Origin of the sequence: Caballeronia sp. BR00000012568055 (assembly GCF_029439455.1) — a bacterium.
In the GTDB taxonomy this organism is placed as follows: Bacteria; Pseudomonadota; Gammaproteobacteria; order Burkholderiales; family Burkholderiaceae; genus Caballeronia.
The window spans coordinates 107,346-129,807 of record NZ_JAQFVG010000307.1 but is presented as its reverse complement, the minus strand read 5'-3'; the positions used below and the strand labels follow the sequence as shown (position 1 = coordinate 129,807).

General features: G+C 62.1%; 22 protein-coding genes. 15 read left to right on the top strand and 7 right to left on the bottom strand.

Features of this window, described 5'->3' with window-relative positions; translation table 11 throughout:
• Positions 1 to 105 precede the first annotated feature (105 nt).
• A complete protein-coding gene (locus tag P7F28_RS21770) occupies positions 106 to 384 on the top strand; it encodes an HU family DNA-binding protein (protein ID WP_277186754.1) in 279 nt (92 codons plus the stop codon).
• A gap of 126 nt (positions 385 to 510) precedes the next feature.
• Here P7F28_RS21770 and P7F28_RS21765 read toward each other — a convergent pair whose 3' ends face one another.
• Together P7F28_RS21765 and P7F28_RS21760 are read right to left on the bottom strand one after the other, a co-directional pair.
• Positions 511 to 1,656 carry a GTP-binding protein gene (locus P7F28_RS21765; protein WP_277186753.1) on the bottom strand — a complete coding sequence of 382 codons (1,146 nt, stop codon included), beginning with the start codon at positions 1,654 to 1,656 and terminating at the stop codon, positions 511 to 513.
• A gap of 133 nt (positions 1,657 to 1,789) precedes the next feature.
• The gene (locus P7F28_RS21760) at positions 1,790 to 2,236 is read right to left on the bottom strand and encodes a lytic transglycosylase domain-containing protein (RefSeq protein WP_277186752.1); all 447 of its coding nucleotides are present in this window, start codon (positions 2,234 to 2,236) and stop codon (positions 1,790 to 1,792) included.
• Between the two features lie 588 nt (positions 2,237 to 2,824).
• Here P7F28_RS21760 and gspD point away from each other — a divergent pair.
• The 12 genes from gspD (at position 2,825) to P7F28_RS21700 (ending at position 14,214) form a co-directional block, all read left to right on the top strand.
• Entirely contained in the window at positions 2,825 to 5,209 is a 2,385-nt protein-coding gene (gene gspD, locus P7F28_RS21755) for a type II secretion system secretin GspD (protein ID WP_277186750.1), read from the top strand.
• Entirely contained in the window at positions 5,206 to 6,693 is a 1,488-nt protein-coding gene (gene gspE, locus P7F28_RS21750; protein WP_277186749.1) for a type II secretion system ATPase GspE, read from the top strand. The genes gspD and gspE overlap by 4 nt, the downstream gene beginning before the upstream one ends.
• A 4-nt stretch (positions 6,694 to 6,697) precedes the next feature.
• On the top strand, positions 6,698 to 7,915 hold the full coding sequence (gspF, locus tag P7F28_RS21745) for a type II secretion system inner membrane protein GspF (protein WP_277186747.1): 1,218 nt from the start codon (positions 6,698 to 6,700) through the stop codon (positions 7,913 to 7,915).
• The gene (locus tag P7F28_RS21740; RefSeq protein WP_277186746.1) at positions 7,915 to 8,331 is read left to right on the top strand and encodes a general secretion pathway protein GspC; all 417 of its coding nucleotides are present in this window, start codon (positions 7,915 to 7,917) and stop codon (positions 8,329 to 8,331) included. Before gspF ends, P7F28_RS21740 begins: the two co-directional genes overlap by 1 nt.
• 102 nt (positions 8,332 to 8,433) lie before the next feature.
• A complete protein-coding gene (gene gspG / locus P7F28_RS21735; protein ID WP_370467371.1) occupies positions 8,434 to 8,901 on the top strand; it encodes a type II secretion system major pseudopilin GspG in 468 nt (155 codons plus the stop codon).
• A gap of 21 nt (positions 8,902 to 8,922) precedes the next feature.
• Positions 8,923 to 9,396 (top strand): GspH/FimT family pseudopilin, encoded by a 474-nt coding sequence (locus tag P7F28_RS21730; RefSeq protein WP_368860356.1) that lies wholly within the window; start codon positions 8,923 to 8,925, stop codon positions 9,394 to 9,396.
• Positions 9,396 to 9,803 carry a type II secretion system minor pseudopilin GspI gene (gene gspI / locus P7F28_RS21725; RefSeq protein WP_277186743.1) on the top strand — a complete coding sequence of 136 codons (408 nt, stop codon included), beginning with the start codon at positions 9,396 to 9,398 and terminating at the stop codon, positions 9,801 to 9,803. The genes P7F28_RS21730 and gspI overlap by 1 nt, the downstream gene beginning before the upstream one ends.
• On the top strand, positions 9,781 to 10,455 hold the full coding sequence (locus P7F28_RS21720; protein WP_277186742.1) for a prepilin-type N-terminal cleavage/methylation domain-containing protein: 675 nt from the start codon (positions 9,781 to 9,783) through the stop codon (positions 10,453 to 10,455). Before gspI ends, P7F28_RS21720 begins: the two co-directional genes overlap by 23 nt.
• Complete coding sequence (gspK, locus tag P7F28_RS21715) at positions 10,452 to 11,576, top strand: type II secretion system minor pseudopilin GspK (RefSeq protein ID WP_277186741.1); 1,125 nt, start codon at positions 10,452 to 10,454, stop codon at positions 11,574 to 11,576. Before P7F28_RS21720 ends, gspK begins: the two co-directional genes overlap by 4 nt.
• 33 nt (positions 11,577 to 11,609) lie before the next feature.
• Complete coding sequence (gspL, locus tag P7F28_RS21710) at positions 11,610 to 12,938, top strand: type II secretion system protein GspL (protein ID WP_277186740.1); 1,329 nt, start codon at positions 11,610 to 11,612, stop codon at positions 12,936 to 12,938.
• The gene (locus P7F28_RS21705) at positions 12,935 to 13,438 is read left to right on the top strand and encodes a type II secretion system protein M (RefSeq protein WP_277186739.1); all 504 of its coding nucleotides are present in this window, start codon (positions 12,935 to 12,937) and stop codon (positions 13,436 to 13,438) included. Before gspL ends, P7F28_RS21705 begins: the two co-directional genes overlap by 4 nt.
• A complete protein-coding gene (locus P7F28_RS21700) occupies positions 13,435 to 14,214 on the top strand; it encodes a type II secretion system protein N (protein ID WP_277186738.1) in 780 nt (259 codons plus the stop codon). The genes P7F28_RS21705 and P7F28_RS21700 overlap by 4 nt, the downstream gene beginning before the upstream one ends.
• Before the next feature lie 3 nt (positions 14,215 to 14,217).
• On the opposite strand, the gene P7F28_RS21695 is transcribed toward P7F28_RS21700, so the two are convergent.
• Both P7F28_RS21695 and P7F28_RS21690 read right to left on the bottom strand, forming a co-directional pair.
• Positions 14,218 to 15,741: an efflux transporter outer membrane subunit gene (locus P7F28_RS21695; protein ID WP_277186737.1), complete on the bottom strand. Its 1,524-nt coding sequence runs from the start codon at positions 15,739 to 15,741 to the stop codon at positions 14,218 to 14,220.
• 198 nt (positions 15,742 to 15,939) lie between these two features.
• Entirely contained in the window at positions 15,940 to 16,224 is a 285-nt protein-coding gene (locus P7F28_RS21690) for a hypothetical protein (protein ID WP_277186736.1), read from the bottom strand.
• Positions 16,225 to 16,366: 142 nt separating this feature from the next.
• On the opposite strand from P7F28_RS21690, the gene P7F28_RS21685 reads away from it, so the two are divergent.
• Positions 16,367 to 16,858, top strand: a complete 492-nt coding sequence (locus P7F28_RS21685; RefSeq protein ID WP_277186735.1) for a MarR family winged helix-turn-helix transcriptional regulator — start codon at positions 16,367 to 16,369, stop codon at positions 16,856 to 16,858.
• A gap of 110 nt (positions 16,859 to 16,968) precedes the next feature.
• Positions 16,969 to 18,531 (top strand): DHA2 family efflux MFS transporter permease subunit, encoded by a 1,563-nt coding sequence (locus tag P7F28_RS21680; protein WP_277186734.1) that lies wholly within the window; start codon positions 16,969 to 16,971, stop codon positions 18,529 to 18,531.
• Positions 18,532 to 18,534: 3 nt separating this feature from the next.
• On the opposite strand, the gene P7F28_RS21675 is transcribed toward P7F28_RS21680, so the two are convergent.
• The 3 genes from P7F28_RS21675 to ada form a co-directional block, all read right to left on the bottom strand.
• Positions 18,535 to 19,077, bottom strand: coding sequence for a hypothetical protein (locus P7F28_RS21675; RefSeq protein ID WP_277186733.1), 543 nt, complete (start codon positions 19,075 to 19,077; stop codon positions 18,535 to 18,537).
• A 146-nt stretch (positions 19,078 to 19,223) separates the two neighbouring features.
• Positions 19,224 to 20,840, bottom strand: a complete 1,617-nt coding sequence (gshA, locus tag P7F28_RS21670) for a glutamate--cysteine ligase (protein WP_277186732.1) — start codon at positions 20,838 to 20,840, stop codon at positions 19,224 to 19,226.
• A 208-nt stretch (positions 20,841 to 21,048) separates the two neighbouring features.
• Positions 21,049 to 22,134 carry a bifunctional DNA-binding transcriptional regulator/O6-methylguanine-DNA methyltransferase Ada gene (gene ada, locus P7F28_RS21665; protein WP_277186731.1) on the bottom strand — a complete coding sequence of 362 codons (1,086 nt, stop codon included), beginning with the start codon at positions 22,132 to 22,134 and terminating at the stop codon, positions 21,049 to 21,051.
• Between the last annotated feature and the right edge of the window lie 328 nt (positions 22,135 to 22,462).

Genomic DNA, 22,462 nt, shown 5'->3' with positions numbered 1-22,462 from the left:
GAACGCCCGCCAGAAGGGGCTTCCCCACTCGACGCCACGGCTCGCGCACGTATAATCGGCCCGTTCGCGCTGTTCGTGTCAACCTAAACTGATAAAGGAACCTTAATGAACAAACAGGAATTGATCGACGCCGTAGCCGCTCAGACCGGCGCCAGCAAGGCTCAAACCGGCGAAACGCTGGACACATTGCTCGAAGTGATCAAGAAGGCTGTCTCGAAAGGTGACGCAGTTCAGCTGATCGGCTTCGGCAGCTTCGGTTCGGGCAAGCGCGCAGCGCGCACCGGCCGCAACCCGAAGACCGGCGAATCCATCAAGATCCCGGCCGCCAAGACGGTCAAGTTCACGGCGGGCAAGGCGTTCAAGGACTCCGTGAACAAGCGTTAAGCATTCTTGCGATCATGGCGCCAGCACCTGTGCTGCGCGGCGCCGATCGCTCAGGTTCCTCCGCGAGCGCGGAGTTCGGCCTAGAAGATGACCCGCCCGGTGGCGGGTTTTTTTTCGTCCGCGTCTTTAATGTTGATGATCGTCGCAGCCGCAATCGGGGCCATGTTCGTGTTCGTGGTCTTCGTCGTGATCGTGATCTTCGATTTCCCATGCGGGGAACGGATCGGTGAAGTGCTGCCAGCTTTGCGCGCCGGCTGACCATTCTTCATCGTTGAGCAGACAGGCATCGAAACGCACTTGCCACTCGGTTTCATCCAGATCGAGTCCGATCAGCACCAGTTCCTGACGTCGATCGCCGATGCTGTTGTCGTCGGCATCGCCATACCATTCCGCGACGATTTCGGCTTCGAGTTCGGGATCGTCCGTCGGCCATTCGCTGCGATCCTGCGCCGCCCACCAGACGCCCGCCGGGCCGTGCCGGCATGTGCTGCCCGCTTGTGACAGCGCTCCGCCCACTTCACTGCGGGTGGCGAGCCAGAAGAAGCCCTTGGCGCGCAGCACATCGGTCCATTCTTCGTGCAGCAGATTCCACAGGCGTTCGGGATGAAACGGCCGCCGCGCACGATACACAAACGCTTCTTCCGAGACGTGCTCGCCGTTGAGGATGGCTAGCCAGCCGGGCGCGCTGGACGTCGTGTCGAAATCGAAGCGAGCGGTGTTCAGCACTTCATTCGGGAATATTTGGCCGTTCGTCGCGCGTACCCGATGCGCACGCGGATTGAGCGCGCGCAGGATCCGCGCGATCTTCTCCACATCATCCGTGCTGGCGAGATCTGTCTTGTTGATGACGATGACATCGCAAAACTCGATCTGCTCGATCAGCGTTTCGACGATAGTCTTGCCGTCTCCATCGCCCGGATCGACGGCATCGGAAGAAGCGTAATCATGCAGAAAGCGCTGCGCATCGATCACGGTGACGAAGGTGTCGAGATGCGCCTGGCCGGAGAGCGTGGCGGCATCGTCGTCACCGAAGGCGAGTTCTTCGGCGATATCGATCGGATTCAGCGTCGCGGGCGACCCGACCACGATGGCATCGAAGCACGCTTGCTCGGCGAGCACGACGATCGCCTGCTCGATGGCTTCGATCGACTGCTCGCTCACCGTCCCGATACGCACGCGTTCCGGGTTATCGACCAATGTGTCGAGCAACGCGGTTTTTCCAGCGCCGACGAATCCCGAAATAACCGTGACTGGCAGTGGCGTTTTGTTCATTGCGATGAAAAAGGAAATCACGCGGACAGCGGAAACCGGCGCGTTGCTGTGAGCAAACGCGCCGGCTATCGAAAGAGGAATTGTGCACCAAATGTGGCGGATGCGAACGCTCCGCCCGATGCTCGACCGATGCTTACCGCTGTGCCTGAAGCAGCTTCCAGCGGCGCAAGATCTCGATGATCTGCGACGAGTACTTGTCGCGCAATGCAGGTGTTTCGGAATGGTAAGCACCGACCGCCTGCCACGAATTGCCATACTTGTTCATCTTCTGGCGCAGATGCCACGCCGCGACGTACACGCTCTTGCACGGTTCCATGAGCGTGCCGCTCGAGATGCCGTATTGAGCCAGCGTGTTCAGATGGATCGAATTGATTTGCATCAGCCCGTAGTCCGTCGAGCCATTGGCGTTCTTGTTGATGGCGTCGGGCTTATTGTGCGATTCCTGCCAGGCGATGGCGCGGAGGATCAGCGGATTGACTTTCTGGTATTTGGCCGCTTCGTCAAAACAGTCGGCGTGTGCTGAGGCGGCGGCCAGCATGGCGCCGCAGCCGATCGCAAGTAATCGCAAAATTCTCTTCATTCCTTCTACTCCATCCGCTCATGCGGAACGTCATGCCGCCGTTGCCGCGCACCCTGCGCGAAGGCCAGCCAACACACGTCCGCGGCCAGGCGCAACCGGGAAAACCCACCCTGTCTGCAAGCGCCCGGATTGCGGAACCGCCCGTATCATACCCGCTGAAGTTTCAGCCTATAAGTTAGCCAGCAGACATACGTTTCGATGCGCGGACGAAAAACCAAGCCGCGTAACTCCTTATGAAACCGCACTCAGCGCGTTCCTAAATGTATGAATAATAAGACTTCTCTTCAGGTTACAATGCGGCTCCGCGCAACATCGACCGATATTGCTCAGACTACTAAGCGGTCTATCGGCAAGTTCTTCGGAAGCTTGAACGCGCAATAGTTAAAAAGATATTGCAGCACAGTCAACGATCGTACGAATTTGAACAATTTCGTTACATAAAGCTGCTATCGTCACTGTTTTTTGAACGATCGCGACGAGGCGAGGAGCCTTGATCGTGGCGGGCGGCGCGCTCGGCCTGACGAGCGGTGCTGCCTTAGCTGCGCCTTCGGGTGTGGCTCAGACAACACATCCATGAACAGACAAAATATGGCACTGCGTCGCGTCGCGACGGCATTGCTCGCGGCGGGACTTATCGTCGCGCAAGCCGCGCATGCGCAAGTGACGCTGAATTTCGTCAACGCGGACATCGACCAGGTCGCGAAAGCGATCGGCGCCGCCACCGGCAAAACCATCATCGTCGATCCCCGCGTGAAGGGGCAACTCAACCTGGTATCCGAAAATCCGGTGCCCGAGGAACAGGCGCTCAAGACGCTGCAATCCTCGCTGCGCATGCAGGGATTCGCGCTGGTTCAGGATCACGGCGTTCTGAAAGTCGTGCCCGAAGCCGATGCCAAGCTGCAAGGCGTGCCCACTTACGTAGGCAACCAGCCGGCCGCGCGCGGCGATCAGGTCATCACGCAGGTCTTCCAGCTTCGCAACGAGTCGGCGAATAATTTGCTGCCCGTGCTGCGTCCGCTGATCTCGCCGAACAACACGATCGCCGCTTATCCCGCGAACAACACGCTCGTCATCACCGATTACGCCGATAACGTGCGGCGTATCGCCGGCATCATCGCGGGAATCGATACATCGGCGGGACGCGAAGTCGATATCGTGCAGCTCAAGAACGCCAACGCGCTCGATGTCGCCGAGCAGATGAACAAGCTGCTCGATCCGGGCACCATCGGCAGCACGGACGCCACGCTCAAAGTGACCGTCACGCCGGACGCGCGCACCAATTCGCTGATGTTCCGCGCTTCAAGCAGTTCGCGCCTCGCGGCGGCCAAGCAACTCGCGAAGCAGCTCGACGCGCCCACGTCGCAGCCCGGCAACATGCACGTCGTGCAACTGCGCAACGCCGACGCGACGCGTCTGGCCAAGACCCTGCGCGCGATGATGGGCAAGGGCAGCGGCGGTAACTCGGACAACTCGTCGAGCAATTCGAATTCGTCGAATTCCTTCGGCAACAGCGGCAACGGACTCGGCAATTCGTCCACGTCCACCGGCACGTCCGGCACGCCTCCGCTGCCGGGTGGTTTGGGCGGCAGCAGTTCGAGCGGCAACAACAGCCCGTTCGGCGGTGGCGGCGGCACGCGCGATTCCGCCTTCTCGAACAATAAAGATCAGGACAGCGGCAACGACTCCGGCGGCGGCATGATTCAAGCGGATTCGGCGACGAATTCGCTCATCATCACCGCGGCGGAACCGGTGTATCGCAATCTGCGCTCGGTGATCGATCAACTCGATGCGCGCCGTCCGCAGGTTTATATCGAAGCGCTGATCGTCGAGTTGTCGGCGACATCGGCGGCGAATCTGGGCATTCAGTGGCAAGGCCTGCTGATGTCGGGCGGCGGCAACAACGCCGTCTACGGTGGCTCGAGCTTCGGCACCGGCAATACGAACATCGTGGATCTGACGCTGACGGGCAATACCATCGGCACCACGGGCACGGCCGGCCTGTCCTCGCCGATTCTCCCGAACGGCCTGAGTGTCGGCCTGCTGCACAAGTTCGGCAATTACTTCGGTCTGGGCGGCCTGCTGCAGGCGCTCTCGACTTCCGCCGACGCCAACATCCTGTCCACGCCTAACCTCATCACGCTGGATAACGAGGAAGCGAAGATCGTGGTCGGCCAGAACGTGCCGGTGGTGACCGGTTCGTACGCCACGCCGACCGCGAATACGACCACGTCGGTGACCGCGTTCAACACGTTTGATCGCCGCGACGTCGGCGTGACGCTGCACGTGAAGCCGCAAATCACCGATGGCGGCGTGCTCAAGCTCCAGCTATATCAGGAAGACTCATCGGTCGATACGACCACCACGAACAATCCCGGCGGCGTGACCATCAACACGCGTTCGATTCAATCGACCGTGCTGGCGGACGATGGCGAGATCGTCGTGCTGGGCGGTTTGATGCAGGATCAGTACAACGCGGGCAACAGCAAGATTCCGCTGCTCGGCGATATTCCCTTTATCGGCAGCCTGTTCCGCAGCGAAAACAAGCAGCGCACCAAGACCAACCTGATGGTCTTCCTGCGCCCGGTGATCGTGCGCGACCAATCGACGGCGACACAAATCGCCAATACGCGATACGACTATCTGCGCCAGCAGCAATACGGCTCGCAGTCGGACAATCGCGTGATCCGCGACCAGAATGTGCCGATGATCCCGCCCAAGCCGCTCGGCCCGAGCGAAGGCGGCGGACCGCCGGCCCAGAATATGCTGAATTGGTCTGACATGACGCGCGGCGACGGCGGCAGCTACACGCTCCCGCAGAACCCGAACGCCGGTCCCGCGCCGCAGCCGGTGCAGCAAGCGCCCGTGCCGACGCCGCAGCCTTACGACCCGAACGGCGCGAATAACTACGCGGTGCCGAGCAATCAGCCGCGCAGCGCGCCGCTCAATAACAGCGCGACAGGAGCACAGCCGTGAACATCGCAGACGGCGCCGTCGATTCCACCAGCGCGAGTCCATCGCCGCTCGCCGCGCGGCTCGTGCCGTACGGCTTTGCGCGCAGCGGGCAGATTCTGCTCGCGCATCAGCATGCGGACAGCATCGAGGTGTGGATCAGCGAGCGCACGTCCGACGCGGCGCTCGCTGAAGTCGCGCGCAATTTCGGCGCGGTATCGATCGTGCGCAAGACGTCCGATGAACTCGCCGCCGCGATCAATTCCGCCTATGCGCGCAACGACGGCAGCGCGGCGCAGGTAGTCGGCGAAGTGGAAGGCGAAGTCGATCTTTCGCGGCTGATGCAGGACATTCCCGAAGTCGAAGACTTGCTGGAATCCGAAGACGACGCGCCGATCATCCGCATGATCAACGCGCTGTTGACGCAGGCGGCGCGCGAACAGGCATCGGATATTCATATCGAGCCGTTCGAGAACGCATCCGTTGTGCGCTTTCGTGTCGATGGCACCTTGCGCGATGTCGTGCGCCCGAAGAAGGCGCTGCACGGCGCGCTGATCTCGCGGATCAAGATCATGGCGCAGTTGGATATCGCCGAGAAACGTTTGCCGCAGGACGGCCGTATCACTTTGCGCGTGGGCGGCCGTCCGGTCGATGTGCGCGTCTCCACGCTGCCGACCGGTCACGGCGAGCGCGCAGTGCTGCGTCTGCTGGAAAAAGATGCGCAGCGCCTGAATCTCGAAACGCTCGGCATGGCGCGCGACACGCTCGTCAATTTCGACAAGCTGATCGGCAAGCCGCACGGCATTGTGTTGGTGACGGGGCCGACGGGTTCGGGCAAGACCACCACGCTTTACGCATCGATGTCGCGGCTGGAAACGACCACCACCAACATCATGACGGTGGAAGATCCGATCGAATACGACTTGTCGGGCATCGGGCAGACGCAGGTGAACGAGCGGATCGGCATGACGTTCGCGCGGGCGCTGCGGTCCATTTTGCGTCAGGACCCGGACATCATCATGATCGGGGAAATTCGCGATCTCGAAACCGCGCAGATTGCGGTGCAGGCTTCGCTGACCGGTCACCTGGTTCTCGCCACGCTGCACACGAACGATGCCGCTTCCGCCGTCACGCGTCTGACCGATATGGGCGTCGAGCCGTATCTGCTGGCGTCGTCGCTGCTGGGCGTGCTGGCGCAGCGGCTGGTGCGGCAACTGTGTCCGGTGTGCAAGGAAGAGCGCATCGAGGAAGACGGGCAGAAGCGCTGGCATCCGGTCGGTTGCGACCGATGCGGCCAGTCCGGCTACACCGGCCGTCGCGGTGTCTACGAACTGCTGTTGATCGACGAAAGCATTCGCCCGCTGATCCACAGCAACGCCGCCGATGCCGAGATTCTCGCCGCTGGCCGCGCGCAAGGCATGCGCACGCTGCGCGAGGACGGCAATCGCTGGCTGGCGTCGGGCGTGACATCGCTCGAAGAAGTGCTGCGCGTGACGGGCGGAGACTGATCGTATGCCGGCTTTCCGTTTCGAAGCGATCGACCACGCGGGCAAGACGCAAAAAGGCGTGCTCGATGCCGACAGCGCCCGCGCCGCGCGCAGCCAATTGCGCACGCAAGGGCTCACGCCGCTGATTGTCGAGGCGGCGGGATCGCGTACGCGCGGCGAGCGGCAACAGCGTTTGTCGCTCGGACGCCGTTTATCAACGCGCGAACAGGCGATTCTCACGCGCCAACTCGCCAGCTTGCTGATCGCGGGCTTGCCGCTCGGCGAAACGCTCGCCGTGCTCACCGAGCAATCCGAACGCGATTACATCTGCGAACTAATGGCCGCGATCCGCGCCGAAGTGCTCGGCGGCCATTCGTTCGCCAGCGCGCTTGCCGAACATCCGAAAGACTTTCCGGAGATTTATCGCGCGCTGGTGGCGGCGGGCGAGCACACCGGCAAGCTCGGCCTCGTGCTGTCGCGGCTGGCGGATTACATCGAACAGCGTAATGCGTTGAAGCAGAAGATCATTCTGGCGTTCACGTATCCGGGCATCGTGACGATCATCGCGTTCGGCATCGTCACGTTTCTGCTGAGTTACGTAGTGCCGCAGGTCGTCAACGTGTTTGCATCGACGAAACAGGCGTTGCCGTTTCTCACCATCATGATGATGGCGCTGTCGGGCTTCGTGCGAAGTTACTGGTGGGCCGTGCTGATCGGCGTGGTGATTCTCGCGTGGATGATCCGCAGTATCTTGAAGCGCCCCGGCCCGCGCATGGCTTTCGACCGATGGCTATTGACCGCACCGCTGATCGGCAAACTCGTGCGCGGCTATAACACCGTGCGCTTCGCCAGCACGCTCGCGATTCTCACTGCCGCCGGCGTGCCGATTCTCCGCGCGCTGCAAGCCGCGGGCGAAACGCTCAGCAACACGGCCATGCGTAATAACGTCGATGACGCCATCGTGCGCGTGCGCGAAGGCTCGTCGCTGTCGCGCGCGCTCGGCAACACGAAGACGTTTCCGCCCGTGCTGGTGCATCTGATCCGCTCCGGCGAAGCCACGGGCGATGTCACCACCATGCTCGATCGCGCTTCCGAAGGCGAATCGCGCGAACTCGAACGCCGCACGATGTTCCTGACGAGCCTGCTCGAACCGCTGCTTATTCTGGCGATGGGCGGCGTCGTGCTGGTGATCGTGCTCGCGGTGATGCTGCCGATCATCGAACTGAACAATTTGGTGCAGTAATGAACGCCCTGCAAACTCGCTTGCTCACGCTTCTCGCGCTGGCGCTTTTCAGCGTGACGGTGACGTACTGGGTCGTCACGCTGACCTCGCGGCAAACCGCGCCGATGCCCGGCGCTGCCGCCATGCGCACGCCGTCCGTCGAACAGGCTGCAACCATTTTCGGCGGGCAACTCGAACGCCAAGCCAATCAGGACGTGCATCTGTTCGGCATTCTGGCGCTGAGCAATGGCGCGGCGGCTATCGTCAGTTATGGCGGCGAACCGGCCAAGGCGATCTCGCTTGGCAGTCCGCTGACTCAGGGCGTGAAGCTCTCGGAAGTGCGCGCGAAGTCGATCGTCATCGAACGCAAAGGTGGCGCGAAGTCGGAAATTTTCCTGCCCGCCGTGCCGCCGGGACCGACGATCTACGTGCGCTGAAGCGTCCAAGACGCGCTCGAAAGCGGATCGATAGAATGACCGGTTCTGGCCGCCACGAGCGGCCGGAATCGACAACAAAATTTTTAATCAAGAGGTAGTGTCATGCAGATGTGGACCCAACGCCGCATGCAAGTTGTTCAAGCTGAAAAAGCACGCCGTCAGCGCGGCTTCACGCTGATCGAAATCATGGTCGTGATCGCGATTCTCGGCATTCTCGCCGCGCTGATCGTGCCGAAGATCATGAGCCGTCCCGACGAAGCGCGCCGTGTCGCGGCCAAGCAGGATATCGGCACCATCATGCAGGCGATGAAGCTGTATCGACTCGATAACGGCCGTTATCCGACGCAAGAGCAGGGCTTGCGCGCGCTGATCGAAAAGCCGTCCACCGAACCGGTGCCGAACAACTGGAAGGACGGCGGCTATCTGGAACGTCTGCCGGCCGATCCGTGGGGTGGTCAGTATCAATATCTGAATCCGGGCGTGCACGGCGAAATCGACGTGTTCAGTTACGGCGCGGATCAAAAAGCCGGCGGCGAAGGCAACGATGCCGACGTCGGCTCGTGGCAATAAGCTTCAAGCGGTAGAACCAGCGTGAACCGGCATATAAACCAGCGTCGTCAGGCAGGCTTCACGCTGCTGGAAATGCTCGTCGTGCTGGTGATCGCGGGTTTACTGGTGTCGCTGGCTTCGTTGCAGTTGACGCGAAATCCGCGCACCGATCTGAACGAGGAAGCGCAGCGGCTCGCGCTGCTGTTCGAATCCGCGGGCGACGAAGCGCAAGTGCGCGCGCGGCCGATTGCGTGGCAGCCGCTCGACGGCGGCTTTCGTTTCGATGTCCGTACCGAAGATGGCTGGCGTCCGCTGCGTGATGACTTGCTGCGCGCGCGTCGCTGGGAAGGCGGCGTGACGGGTGTGACCATCCAGTTTCTCGATTCGGACCGCGAAGCGAATCGGCTCGTGTTCGGCACCGAAGCCATCGATACACCGATGGAAATCACGCTGATTTCGCCGGTCGGGCGCGCGACGATCGTCGGCAGCGGCAACGGCCGGTTCGAGGTGCGGTGATGCGTCGTCGTACTCGTGCTCATGCTCATGTTCGCGTTCAGCGTGGTTTTACGATGATCGAAGTGCTGGTCGCGCTGGCGATCATCGCGGTGGCGCTGGCGGCATCGCTGCGCGCGGTGGCGTCGCTGGCGACGAGCGAGCAGGATTTGCATCGGCGATTGCTGGCCGGATGGAGTGCGGACAACGAACTCGCGCAATTGCGGCTCGCGCATGGATTTCCGGACATCGGCTCGCGCACCTTCGATTGCTCGCAGGGCAATCTGAAGCTGGTTTGCACGCAGCGTGTCACATCGACGCCGAATCCGATTTTCCGGCGCGTCGAAATTTTCGTATCGACGCCGGGACGCCCCGGCATGCTGGCGCAAATGGTCACGGTGGTGGGCAATGAAACGAATCGCTCGCTCTGACCGGTTGAAGAGGCAACGCGGCTTCACGCTGCTGGAAATGCTGATCGCGATCGCCATTCTCGCGGTGATCGCGGTGCTGTCGTGGCGCGGGCTGGACGCGGTGATGCGCGGGCGCGCGACCATCACGGCATCGATGGAAGACGAGCGCGTGGTCGCGCAATTGTTCGACCAGATGCGCATCGACGCGCGCCAGGCCGCCACCGACGACGAAGCGGGCCAACCGGCCGTATCGGTCGATAGCGGCAGATTGCAGATCGTGCGCGGCTTGTTCGAAGCGGGCCGCGCGCCGCGTCTGCAAGTGGTGCGGTATCGGCTGTCGGATGGACGGATCGTGCGATTCGCGTCGCCGCCGTTGTCGAATGTCGGCGAAGTGCGCCGCTCGCTGTCGGCCAGCGACACCGCGCCCGGCTGGAGCGCGATTCCGTTGATGAGCGGCGTCGGCTCGCTGGCGGCGCGCGTCTACATTCCGCAAAAGGGCTGGACGACGAAGATGAGCGACGTGTTCGCGCAGATCAACGAGAACGACAACAACCTGAAGGTGCCGCAACTGGGCAGCGCGCCGTTGCCGCGCGCGGTGTCGGGCGTTCAGGTGGCGGTCGGCGCGCGCAATCTGGCCGCGCCGATCACGCGCGTTTTTCTGGTCGGAGAATGACGATGCGTGCTGCTTCGTCCTCGAGAGTTAAACAACGCGGCGTCGCGATCATCAGCGCGCTGCTGGTCGTCGCGCTGTCCGCGATTCTCGTCTCGGGCATGTTGTGGCGGCAGCAGGTTCAGGTGCGGCGCATCGAGAATCAGCGGCTGCTCGCGCAGGCGCAGTGGATTTCGCGCAGCGCGCTCGACTGGACGCGGCTGATTCTGCGTTCCGAAGCGGATACGTCGCCGACCGTCACGTATCTCGGCGGCGTGTGGGGCGTGCCGATCGCGAAGACGCGGCTGTCGGATTTTCTCGGGCAGATTGGCGAAGTGCGGGCGTCGGAAGGTGCATCGACGTATCTGTCGGGATCGATCGAAGATGCGCAGGCGAAGTTCAACCTGCGCAATCTCGTTTCGACGCCCACGCCCGGCGTGCTGACCATCAACGTCGCGCAGATTCAGGCGTTTCAGCGCCTGCTCGCGGAACTGGGTTTGAACGGCTCGCTGGCGAAGACGGTTGCCTTGCAGATGCGCGCCGGTCTCGCACGCTCCGCGACGCGCTTTCAGACGCAGACCGGCGCGAGCGGCGCGATCGCGGCAAGTTCGCCAGCGGCGGTGATGGCCGCGATTGCGCAAGGCGGCGGCGGCACGGGCGGCGGCAGTTTTACCGACGATCCCGGCATGAAAGACGCCGACAGCAACGCGCCGGTCGCGCCCTTGCAAATGATCAGCGTCGATTCGTTGCTCGACGTGCCGGGTTTCTCGGCGGAAGCAGTCGCGAAACTCAGGCCGTTCGTCACCGTCTTGCCGACGACAACGGCCATCAATATGAACACGGCAACGGCTGAAGTGATCGCCGCTGTCGTGCCGGGGATGAATCTGGCGCAAGCGCAGGCGTTCGTCGCGCGCCGCGCCACGGTGTTTTTCCACGATGTCGGCAACGTGCAACTCGCCTTGACCGGCGCGGGCGTGCAGGCGGCGACATCGATCGATCCGAACGAGCTGGACGTGAACACGAAGTACTTTTTTATCCACGGACGCGTCGAACACGAACGCGCGCAGCTCGAGCGCACGACGCTCGTGTATCGCGATCCGACCACGCATACGACGCGCATCGTCTACACGCGCGACGCGCTGTAAAACGATGCATCTGATGACAAAAGGAAGTGGCCTTTGAGCACACTGATCGTTCTCCTTCCGCCGCGCGATCCGGCGGTGCGCTCGGAAGAGTGGCAATTGCCGGATCTGCCGTTCCTGCTGCTCGACAAGCGCAACGAGCCGCAGCGCGTCGGCCGTGCCGCGCTCGGGCTGCTGCCGCGTGCGAGCGCGACCGTGCTGATCGTCGCGGCGCGTGACACGCTGCTGCTGGCTGCTGCGGTGCCGCCGCTCAAAGGGCCGCGTTTGCGTCAGGCCTTGCCGAATGTCGTCGAAGATCAACTGATTCAGGATCCGCAGACCTGCCACATTGCCGTCGATCCAACCGCGCTCGCCGATGCAAAACGCGTGGTAGCCGTAATCGATCGCGGTTGGTTCCGCTTCGTGCTCGATGCATTCGCGCACGCGGGGCATCGCAATGTCAAAGCCGTGCCCGCGATGCGCTGTCTGCCCGTGCCCGCCGCCGCGCCGCTGGAAGAGGGCGAGGAAGCGTTACCCGCGCCGTTTATCGCCGGATTGCTCGGGCATGTGGTTTCGACCGCGCCCGCGTTGATGGGCGAAGTGGTCACGCCCGCGCACACGCCGACGCCGCGCATCGAGATTGCGATTGCGCGCGGCGAGAAAGCCGCGCTCGGTGAAGGGCTGGCGCTGCCGGAGGAAAACATCGCCGCGACGCTGGACGCGCTTTCCGGCGATCAACCCGCGTTCATCTATTCGCTGGTCGATCTGCCCGGCGATGAGCCGCGTCTCTCGGCCACGCGCAGCGCGGCGCTCAACAACGTGCCCGGCGCGCTGCCGATTTCCTTCGAAGCGCTGGCCCGCGCCGCGCTCGCCAGCAAGTTCGACCTCTGCCAGTTCGAATTCGCCGCGCAGCCGTGGCGGCTGGATCGCGCGACCATGCGCCGGTTGCGCGTGCCGATCGCGCTGGTGGCGGCATCGATCATTGTGTCGATCATCGGCGTGAACGTGCAGTGGCTGCAGCTTTCCCGTCAGCGCGATGCAATCAGCGCGCAAATGACCGAACTGCTGCTCAACGCATTCCCGAAGACCACCGTCGTGCTCGATGCCGCCGGTCAGATGAGCACGAACCTTGACCGGCTGCGGGTGGCATCGGGTGAATTGTCGCCGTCCGACTTCCTCTCGCTCGCCGATGGCCTCGCGCGTTCGCTTGGACCGGTGCCGGTGAACGGCATCGCGGGACTGGACTATCGCGAGCGTCATCTCGAAGTGACCTTCAAGCCCGAAACCAAGGTCGATCCCGATCTGCCGAAACGCCTTGCGGCCAACGGCCTGAGCGGGGCAATCGATACCAACACGGGCAAATGGACCATCAGGAGCGGCCAATGAAAGGCGAAATTGCACAAGCGCTCTCGGAGTTCTGGGAAGTCCGCACGCCGCGCGAAAAGACCTTGCTGATGTGGGGCGGGCTCGCGGCGGCGCTCGCGCTGGTTTATCTGGTGCTGTGGGCGCCTGCTTACGAAGGCCGCGCGCGTCTGCGTGAAACGCTGCCCGGCATGCAGCGCCAGCTCGCGACCATGACCGCGCAGGCCAATGAGGCGCGCGCGCTCGCGGGCAACGCCGACAGCGTCACGCCGACCGGCGGCGCGTTGCGCGACGCCCTCGCCAAATCGCTCGCCGATAACGGCATGCAGCCGACGCAGATTCAGGTGATCGGCGCGGCGGTGCAGATTCAGTTGAAGAACGCATCGTTCCCGAACTGGACCATGTGGCTGGACGACGCGCGCAAGCAATTCAAGGTGCAGGTGCAGGAAGCGCACATCACGGCGGGCAAGCCGGATGGTCAGGTCGATCTGACGGCATCGCTGCAACCGGCTACCGTCAAATGAGTTATTGGACGCGACGTTTGCGGCTCGCGCTGCCGGGTTTGATCGTGATCGTGCTGTCGGTTTTCGGTACCTTGCTCGCGATGATGCCCGCCGCGTGGATCGTTCCGCAGTTCTCCAAAGCGACCGCCGGCCACGTCAATCTGGTCGATCCGGCCGGTTCGCTGTGGCGCGGCTCGGCCACGCTGATGCTCGCCGCAGGCAGCGACGGCAGCGGCGCGACCTTGCTGCCGGGGCGTATCGAATGGACGACGGCGTTCTGGCCGCTGTTCACGGGACGCGTGCATATGACCATGCGCCAGACCGAAGCCATGCCCGACGCCGTAATCGTCGATGCCACCGCGCGCGGCGCGACACTCACCGCTGGACAAATCGCCGTGCCCGCGACGCTGCTGTCGGGACTCGGCGCTCCGTTCAATACGCTGAATTTCGATGGATCGGTGCAGCTTTCGTGGACGGAATTCCGCGTGCTCGGGCCGAACGCGTACGGTCAACTGATCGTGTCGCTGGATGATATGGCGTCGAGCGTGTCGCGCGTGAAGCCGCTCGGGTCGTATCGCGTGGCGTTGCAGGCGCAGGGCGCGGACGCGAATATCGATTTATCGACCAGCAAGGGCGCGCTGATTCTGACGGGCAATGGCACGGTCTCGAAGCAATCGACTTCGTTTCAGGGCACGGCGAAGGCGTCGCCCGATCAGCGTGAAAATCTGGCGGGCTTGCTCAACTTGCTAGGACGGCACACAGACGCGGATACCGTCGCGCTTTCCTTCGTACGCTGATTTCTAGTTCGACTTGGCGAGCGCCGCATCCGGCGCTTGCACGCTGCCCGTTTCCTCATCCATCTGCGCGGTGTCCCATCCGCCGCCGAGCGCCTTCACCAATCCCACCGACGACACCATCCGCTGACCGGCGATATTCGCCGATTTCTGCTCAGCGGTGAACGCGGTCGTCTGCGCCGTCAGCACGTTGATAAACGCGACCGTGCCCGCCTTGTACTGATTGTTGATGATCGCCAGCGCCTGCTGCGCGGACGCGACCGCCTGCTCCTGAACCACGATCTCTTTTTCAAGAATACGCAGCGACGCGAGATTGTCCTCAACGTCCTGGAACGCCGTCAAAACAGTTTGCCGATACGTCGCGACGTCCTGATCGTACGTAGCGCGCGCAGCTTCGGTGCGGGCCGAACGCAGACCGGCATCGAAAACGGTGGCAGCGAGACTCGGGCCGAGCGTCCAGAAACGCGATGGCGCGCGCAACAGTTGCGAGAAGATGGAGCTTTCGAAGCCGCCTTGAACGGAGAGCGTGAGCGTAGGAAAGAACGCGGCGATTTCCACGCCGATCTGCTCGTTAGCCGCCGCTGCCTTGCGCTCCGCCGACGCGATATCCGGACGCCGCTCCAGAATGGCCGATGGCAATTGCGTCGGCACGGTCGGCGGCGTGGCATCGAGCGGAATCTGAGGGATGCTGAATGTCGATGCGGCTTCGCCAACCAGCACGGCGATCGCGTGCTCATACTGCGCGCGCGCCACGCCGTTATCGATCGCCGATGCCTGCGCGCTTTGCAATTGCGTCTGCGCCTGAATCACGTCCGATCGCGCGACGATACCTTGCGCATACTGATTCTGTGTGAGCTTGAGCGATTGCTCGTACGCGCCGACGGTGTCATCGAGCAAGCGCTGTTGGGCGTCGAGCGAGCGCAGATTGAAATAGGTTTGCGCGAGCGTGGCCTGCGCGGACAGACGCGCGTTGGCGAGATCGGCCGCCGCGCCTTGCTGACCGGCCTTTTGCTCTGCCACCTGACGGCGCACGCTGCCCCACAGATCCGGCTCCCACGTCGCGTCCAGCGACACGCTGAACTGATTGTTGACCGAGCCTTGCTGACCGAAGCTGGAACTGCTCGTCGATCGATTACCCGCGCCCGTTCCCGAGCGCGTACCCGATGCCGATGCGCCGATGATCGGGAAATATGCTGCCCGCGCTTCGCCCACCAGCGCGCGCGCCTGCCGATACGCCGCCGCGTATTGCGCGATGGTCTGATTCGACGTGTTCAGACGCGTTTCGAGATCGTTCAGACGCGGATCGTTATAGATGGTCCACCAGCTTCCGCGATCGATTTGATCGTTCGGCTGCGCGACTTTCCAGCCTTCGGGCGCTTCTTTATAACTCGCCGGAACCACGACAGTCGGACGTTGATAATCCGGTCCGACCGCGCATCCCGCGATAAGCGCGGCAAGCGCAAAGGCGCTCAGACGCCATGCGGCGCGAGCGGTGAGCGAAGAAGCGAAAGCGGCTGAGCGATACGGCATCGGCAAGTCTGCGGGTCTGCGTTGGAAGTGCTGTCGGCGCCGCGCGGACCGATCCGATGAAAGCGGCTACCGGCATAGTAACGGAACGCCCGCGCGTGGAGATGAAGCGCGGGTGAACGTGAATGTCAGGCAGACGTTAGCGTAACGGCTTCGCCGTAAGCCGGGTGTTACGCAAGAAAGCGAAACAGTTACGGCTGTTTACGCGCCGGTAGCGCCGCCGTTGCCTGGGCACGCACAGTTCGCAGGCAATAGCGGCAGTGTTTGTGTCTGCTTGGGTTTAGCCGCCGCCCGACGCCGCTGCCGATTTTCGAACCAGCCCATGCCGAGCACCGCGAACGATCCACCCGGCAGCAGAAACACGATCAGATACAACGCGAGTTTCCACGACGGCATTTTCTGCGGAACGACGTGGTGTGCTGCGTTGGCGATCAGGCTGCTGACTTGGCCGAAGCGTCGGCGGGCGGATTGGCTGAGGTGGCTCATTTTGTGGATCCGGAACGGTCCGAGGCGGCGCATCGTGCGCGTAAGTGAATACTTCAAATAATATTGACTATGCAAGTAGTTTTCAAGATACTGGCGATTGCATTTTTAGAACTGTTGCAAAAGCGGGACGCTCCCCGGCAAGATGAATTCAGAACCGCTCTACGACCCGGCCACGATTCAACTCGAATCCAGCCTCGGCTATTACCTGTCGAAGGCGCGCAACGTGTTGGTCGCGCGAACCGATGTGGCGTTGAAGCCGCTCGATCTCACGTCCAGACAGATTGGCGTAGTGTTGATGCTCGCGTCTGGACGCGCGCGCACGCCGCAGGAGTTATCGCGCGAAATGTCTTACGACAGCGGATCGATGACGCGCATGCTCGACAGGCTGGAAAAGAAGGGCTTTCTAAGCAGAACGCGGAGCGACGCGGACCGTCGTATCGTCGAACTGAGTCTGACCGAGCGCGGCCGCGATGCCGCTGCGCGCTTGCCGCAAATCGGCGCGGCGGTGCTGAACGAGCAGCTGCAAGGATTCACGCGTGCGGAACTGGATACGCTGACCGGATTGCTGGCGCGGATCATCGGCAACACGCCTGCGGATGAATGCGGCGGCTGCGCAGACGACGAAGACGATTGATTGCTTCTGAAGTAATTCTCTGACAAAAATTTGCGAAAATATCTGTCTGGGCAGAGAATGCCACGACATGGAAAAACCGATGCCTTCGCAGCGCATCCGGAGAGATCACGATGTCAACGACGACACCCGGCGCAGTCGCAGCGCCGCCCGCGCCGCGCCCGCTGACCGGCGGCGTGCTCGCCCTTCTGACGATGGGCCTCGCGCTCGGCACCTTTATGGAAGTGCTGGACACGTCCATCGCCAATGTGGCGGTGCCGACCATTTCCGGCAGCCGCGGCGTGGCGACCAGCGAAGGCACGTGGGTGATTTCGTCGTACTCGGTGGCATCGGCGATTGCGGTGCCGTTGACGGGCTGGCTCGCGCGCCGCGTCGGCGAGGTGAAGCTGTTCACCATTTCCGTGCTGCTGTTTTCGGTGGCATCGGCGCTGTGCGGGTTTGCGCATAACTTCGAATCGCTGATCGGGTTTCGGCTGCTGCAAGGACTCGTGTCCGGACCGATGGTCCCGCTGTCGCAAACCATCCTCATGCGCAGCTATCCGCCGGAGAAGCGCGGCCTCGCGCTCGGCCTCTGGGCGATGACCGTGATCGTCGCGCCGATCTTCGGGCCGGTGATGGGCGGCTACATCACGGATAACTACACGTGGCCGTGGATCTTCTACATCAACGTGCCGATCGGCATTTTTTCGGCGGTGATCGCGTATTTTCTGTTGCGCGGACATGAGACGAAAACGACCAAGCAACGGATCGATGCCGTCGGGCTGTCGCTGCTGGTGATCGGCGTCGCCACGCTTCAAATGATGCTCGACCTCGGCAAGGATCGCGACTGGTTCAACTCGACCTTTATCGTCTCGCTGGCGATTATCTCGGCGGTATCGCTCGCGTTCATGTTTGCGTGGGAGTTGACGGAGAAGGAGCCGGTGATCGACTTATCGCTGTTCCGCGACCGCAATTTCGCGATGGGCGTGCTCATCACGTCGCTCGGCTTTCTCGCGTTCTTCGGCTCGGTGGTCGTGTTGCCGTTGTGGCTGCAAACCGTGCTTGGTTATACGCCGTGGCTCGCGGGTCTCGCCACGGCGCCGGTCGGCATTCTCGCTCTCGTGCTCTCGCCGATGATCGGGCAGAACATGCATCGCATGAATCTGCGCGTGGTGGCGAGCACGGCGTTTATCGTGTTCGCGTTCGTGTCGTACTGGAACTCGACCTTTACGCTCGATACACCTTTCCACAGCATCATCTATCCGCGTTTGATTCAGGGCATCGGCGTGGCGACGTTCTTCGTGCCGATGACCACCATCACGCTATCCAGCGTCACCGACGATCGGCTGGCGGGCGCGGCGGGTTTATCGAATTTTCTGCGGACTTTGTCGGGCGCAATCGGCACGGCGGTCAGTACGACGTTCTGGGAAAACGACATGATTCGCCATCACGCGCGGCTGACGGAATCGGTCAGTGCGTACGCGCCGGCTACGACCGCGTATTCGGATACGTTGTCAGGGCTCGGGTTGTCGGGTCAGGCGTTGACGGCGCAGATGGATCGCGTGGTGACGGCGCAGGCGTACATGATGTCCACCAACGATTTCTTCCGCATTTCCTGTTACGCGTTTCTCGTGCTCGCCGTGATGGTGTGGCTGACGCGCCCGAAGAAAGGCGCATCAGCTTCGATGGGACACTAGCCCTTACTGTGGCGTGAGTTGCTGGCCGGATTGTCCCGGCTGGCTTTCCAGATTGAGCGGCATCGGCGTTGGAATCGGATTGACCTGCACGGCGCTCGGCGCGGGCGTCTGCGCTTGCGGCGTCACGTAACGCGCCGTCGATGGACCATTGCGCACGAACTGCTTGAAATCAGCGCCCGCTTGCCACGGACCCGGCTCGCAACCGAGCGGATGATCGCAATGCGCCGCAAAGCCGATCGTCGCGGTCGCTTCGTTCGTCGGCGTCATGGTCACCTGATAAGCCAGCGCGCGTTTGCTGCTCGACGGTCCCGCCGTCTGAATGATTGAGTTCGTCACCGTTTCAAGCTTGTACTCCGAGTGATTGGTCACCCAGACTTGCGCGCGCGCCCACCACGCATCGCATTCGGCCTTGCTCATGCACGTGAGCGGCTGCGTGGCCTGTTCCATCGTGGTGCTGCTGACCTGATCTTGCGACGCACAGCCGCTAGTCAGCAAAACGAGCGCGAGCGATGCCGCTAACGTTGCGCCTGTGAGTTTGATTCGCATCGTTTCCCCGAAATTCATGGATAAGTCACCAATTTTGGACACGACCAAACGGGCGATGTTTCCGCACGTTTCGGTCTGTTGCAAAAACGGGTAACACTTGCCGGCGCGCGGCGGCGCACACGCGGAAAAACGTGCGATAGCTGCGCTCAGCCGTTGTGATAATCGCGATACGACGCGACGAACGCATCGAACGATTCGGTATCGGCGTGTTCGACGGCGGCCTGATCTTCGACCGATTTCGCCGCGAGCGCCTTCATCTCGCGTTCTTCGTCGGCCGAAAGCGGGCGCGCGAGGAAGTTCTTCGCGTGTTCGCGGCTGAGGCCGAGCGCGAAGGCATCGAACGATTGGCCGTTGTCGCGCATGGTTTGCAGCACGCGTGCCGACGGCGTCAGCGACGCATCCGCGATGCGCGGGCGCAGGGCCGTCAGCGCGTCCGTATGCTCAGTGTGGCCGTGGAGTGTGTCAAGCGTGGCGGCGACGGGCGCGATGGCATCGAACAATTCGTTGGCCCATTGCGTGAGCGTGACGGGCTTGCCTTCGCGATTGAGCGTCAGCCCCGGTTTGCGGCCTTCCTTGGCGACCGCGCTGAAGTTGCCGTTTGCTTCGACGCTCGCATCGTGCGGCAGCATCGGGCTGTCTTCGAGCGCGCAATAGAGCAGATAGCCGTCCATGAAGCGCGACGTTTCGAGCGAAATGCCGGTCGGCTCGAACGGATCGATATCCAGACAACGCACTTCGATGTACTGCACGCCGCGCTGCGCCAACGCATGCAACGGACGCTCGCCCGACTGCGTCACGCGCTTGGGCCGAATGGTCGAATAGAACTCGTTTTCGATCTGCAACACGTTGGTGTTGATCTGCACCCACTCGCCGTTCTGCTGCGTGCCGATGGCTTCGTACGGCGCGTACGGCTTGCTCACCGCTTTCGCCAGCACATCGACATAGGCGTTCAGGTTGTCATAGCTCGGCAGCAAATCCGATTGCGCGGGATTGTTCGTATAACCGAGATCGCTCATGCGCAGGCTGGTGGCGTGCGGCAGATAGAACGTGTCCGCATCGAACGATTCGAGCGCGTGCGTCTTGCCCGCGACAAAGCGCTTGTTCAGCGCAGGCGATGCGCCGAACAGATACATCAGCAGCCAGTTCGTGCGGCGGAAATTGCGGATCAGCGCGAAGTATCGTTCCGACTGAAAATCCTGCGCCGATTGCGCGCTGGACGGATCGAGCGCCTGCCACGCGCGCCACACGTTTTCGTGCAGCGAATAGTTGTAGTGAATCCCGGCGATGCACTGCATCGTGCGCCCATAACGCAGCGACAAGCCACGCCGATACACCTGCTTCAACTGCCCGATATTCGACGTGCCGTAATAGCCGATCGGAATCTCCTGATCCGGTGGCAACGTGTTGGGCATCGAATCGTTCCAGAGGAATTCGTCGCCCATATGCGCGTGCGCAAATCGATGCAGCTTGTCGAGCCATTCCAGCGTCAGCGCGACATCCTTTTCCGCGGGCGTGATGAGTTCGACCAGCGCTTCCGAATAATCAGTCGTGATGTACGGATGCGTCAGCGCCGAGCCGAACAAACGCGGATGCGGCGTCATGGCGAGCGTGCCTTGCGGCGTCACGCGCAGACTTTCTTTCTCGATGCCGCGCAAGCCCTGACGCAGCGCATCGGCATGTGGACCGGACGCGAGCGCGGCCAGACGGCGTTCGTACGTGCCGGATTGGCGGGCTTCGAGGGGAGTGGAATTGTTGTTTGGCATGAAGCGTAGTGCTGATCGCGCTGCTCGGATTCTTAGGGTAGCGGGCACTTTAACATCTCGGTAATGGATGTGCTTGAGCCTAACGTTGACGTGGGTTTGCGGGATTTTTACGTGGATTTGCCGGGCGGTTTGCAGCAAGAAACGCACAAGGCAAAACGTCCGCGCGTCTTGCGACGGCGGACGTTTGGTTAGAGCAGACGATGAAAGATCAGCTTGTCTTCGCGGTCTTGCGCTCCGTATCCAGCAGCGTTTCCTTGCGATGCAGTCCCCAGCGATATCCCGCAATCGCGCCATCCTTGCCGATCACGCGATGACACGGAATCGCCAGCGCCACGGGATTCGATCCGCACGCGTTCGCCACGGCCCGCACCGCGCGCGGCGACCCGAGCGTTTCAGCGATATCCGTATAGCTGCGCGTCTGACCATACGGAATCTGCCGCAGCGCGTCCCATACGCGGCGCTGGAACGCGGTGGCGTTGATATCGAGCGGAAGATCGAAGCGTTCGCGCGTGCCGCTGAGATACGCACGAACTTGCGCGACGAACGGCTCCATCGCTCGAGCATTTTCGACGCGTTCGGCCTGCGCGAAATCCACCGCGAGTTGATCGATGAGCGTGGTCGAATCGTCGCCGAAGCTGATCTTGCAGACGCCTTTGTCCGTCGCTGCGATCAACACGGTGCCGAGCGGGGTATCGGCGGTGGTGTATCGGACCGTGAGTCCCGCGCCCTTGCGCTTATAGTCCGATGGCGTCATGCCAAGTTCCGCCGGCGCGGCTTCGTACATACGCGATGGCGAGCCGAAACCCGCATCGTGCGTGGCGCGTGTTACGTCGCGGCCGCGTTGAAGGGCATCGCGCAACACGCCCGCGCGCTGCGCCGCCTGATACTGACGCGGCGAAATCCCGACGATCCGCGAAAACAGTCGTTGCAGATGGAACGGGCTGATGTGGACGGCATCGCTCAATTGCGCGAGTGTCATGCGCTGCTGCGGATCGGCGTCGAGCACTTTGCAGGCGCGCTCGATGATCGCCAGTTCGCGCGGCAGACTCGTCGGCTGACACCGCTTGCACGGACGATACCCCGCGCGCTCGGCTGCCTGCGTCGTCATAAAGAACTCCACGTTCTCCCGGCGCGGCGCCCGCGATGCACACGATGGCCGGCAAAACACGCCCGTTGTGCGTACAGCGAAGAAGAATGCGCCGTCCGCGTTCCGATCGCGTGCGGTAACGGCTTGCCAGCGGTCGTCGTCGGATTCGAAGTGCGGAGCGATGTGGCTGGTTTCTGCGATGTTCATGATGGCCTCGATGGCTTTTGGGTACGAGTCCACTGTAGAGCCATGCCGATCAGGTTACGCGCCGTTTCTTGCGCTGTCATTTGAGCGCTTTTCTTACGGTTTCCTGACGGGTGACGCGCAGATACCACAGTTTGACGCCATTGGGGTTTATACTCAAATTTGTATTGCGTCGCATCAAGGAGCTGTGTAGTATTGGAACTGTCTCCTCCATGTCTCCTCCTGATATGGATTCAACCCGCCAACTTAGGCGGGTTTTTTTTCGCCCGTGCTCAGCGTGAGGGCGTAAAAAAAACCGGACATCGTTCGATGCCCGGTTCTTTGTAGTCAC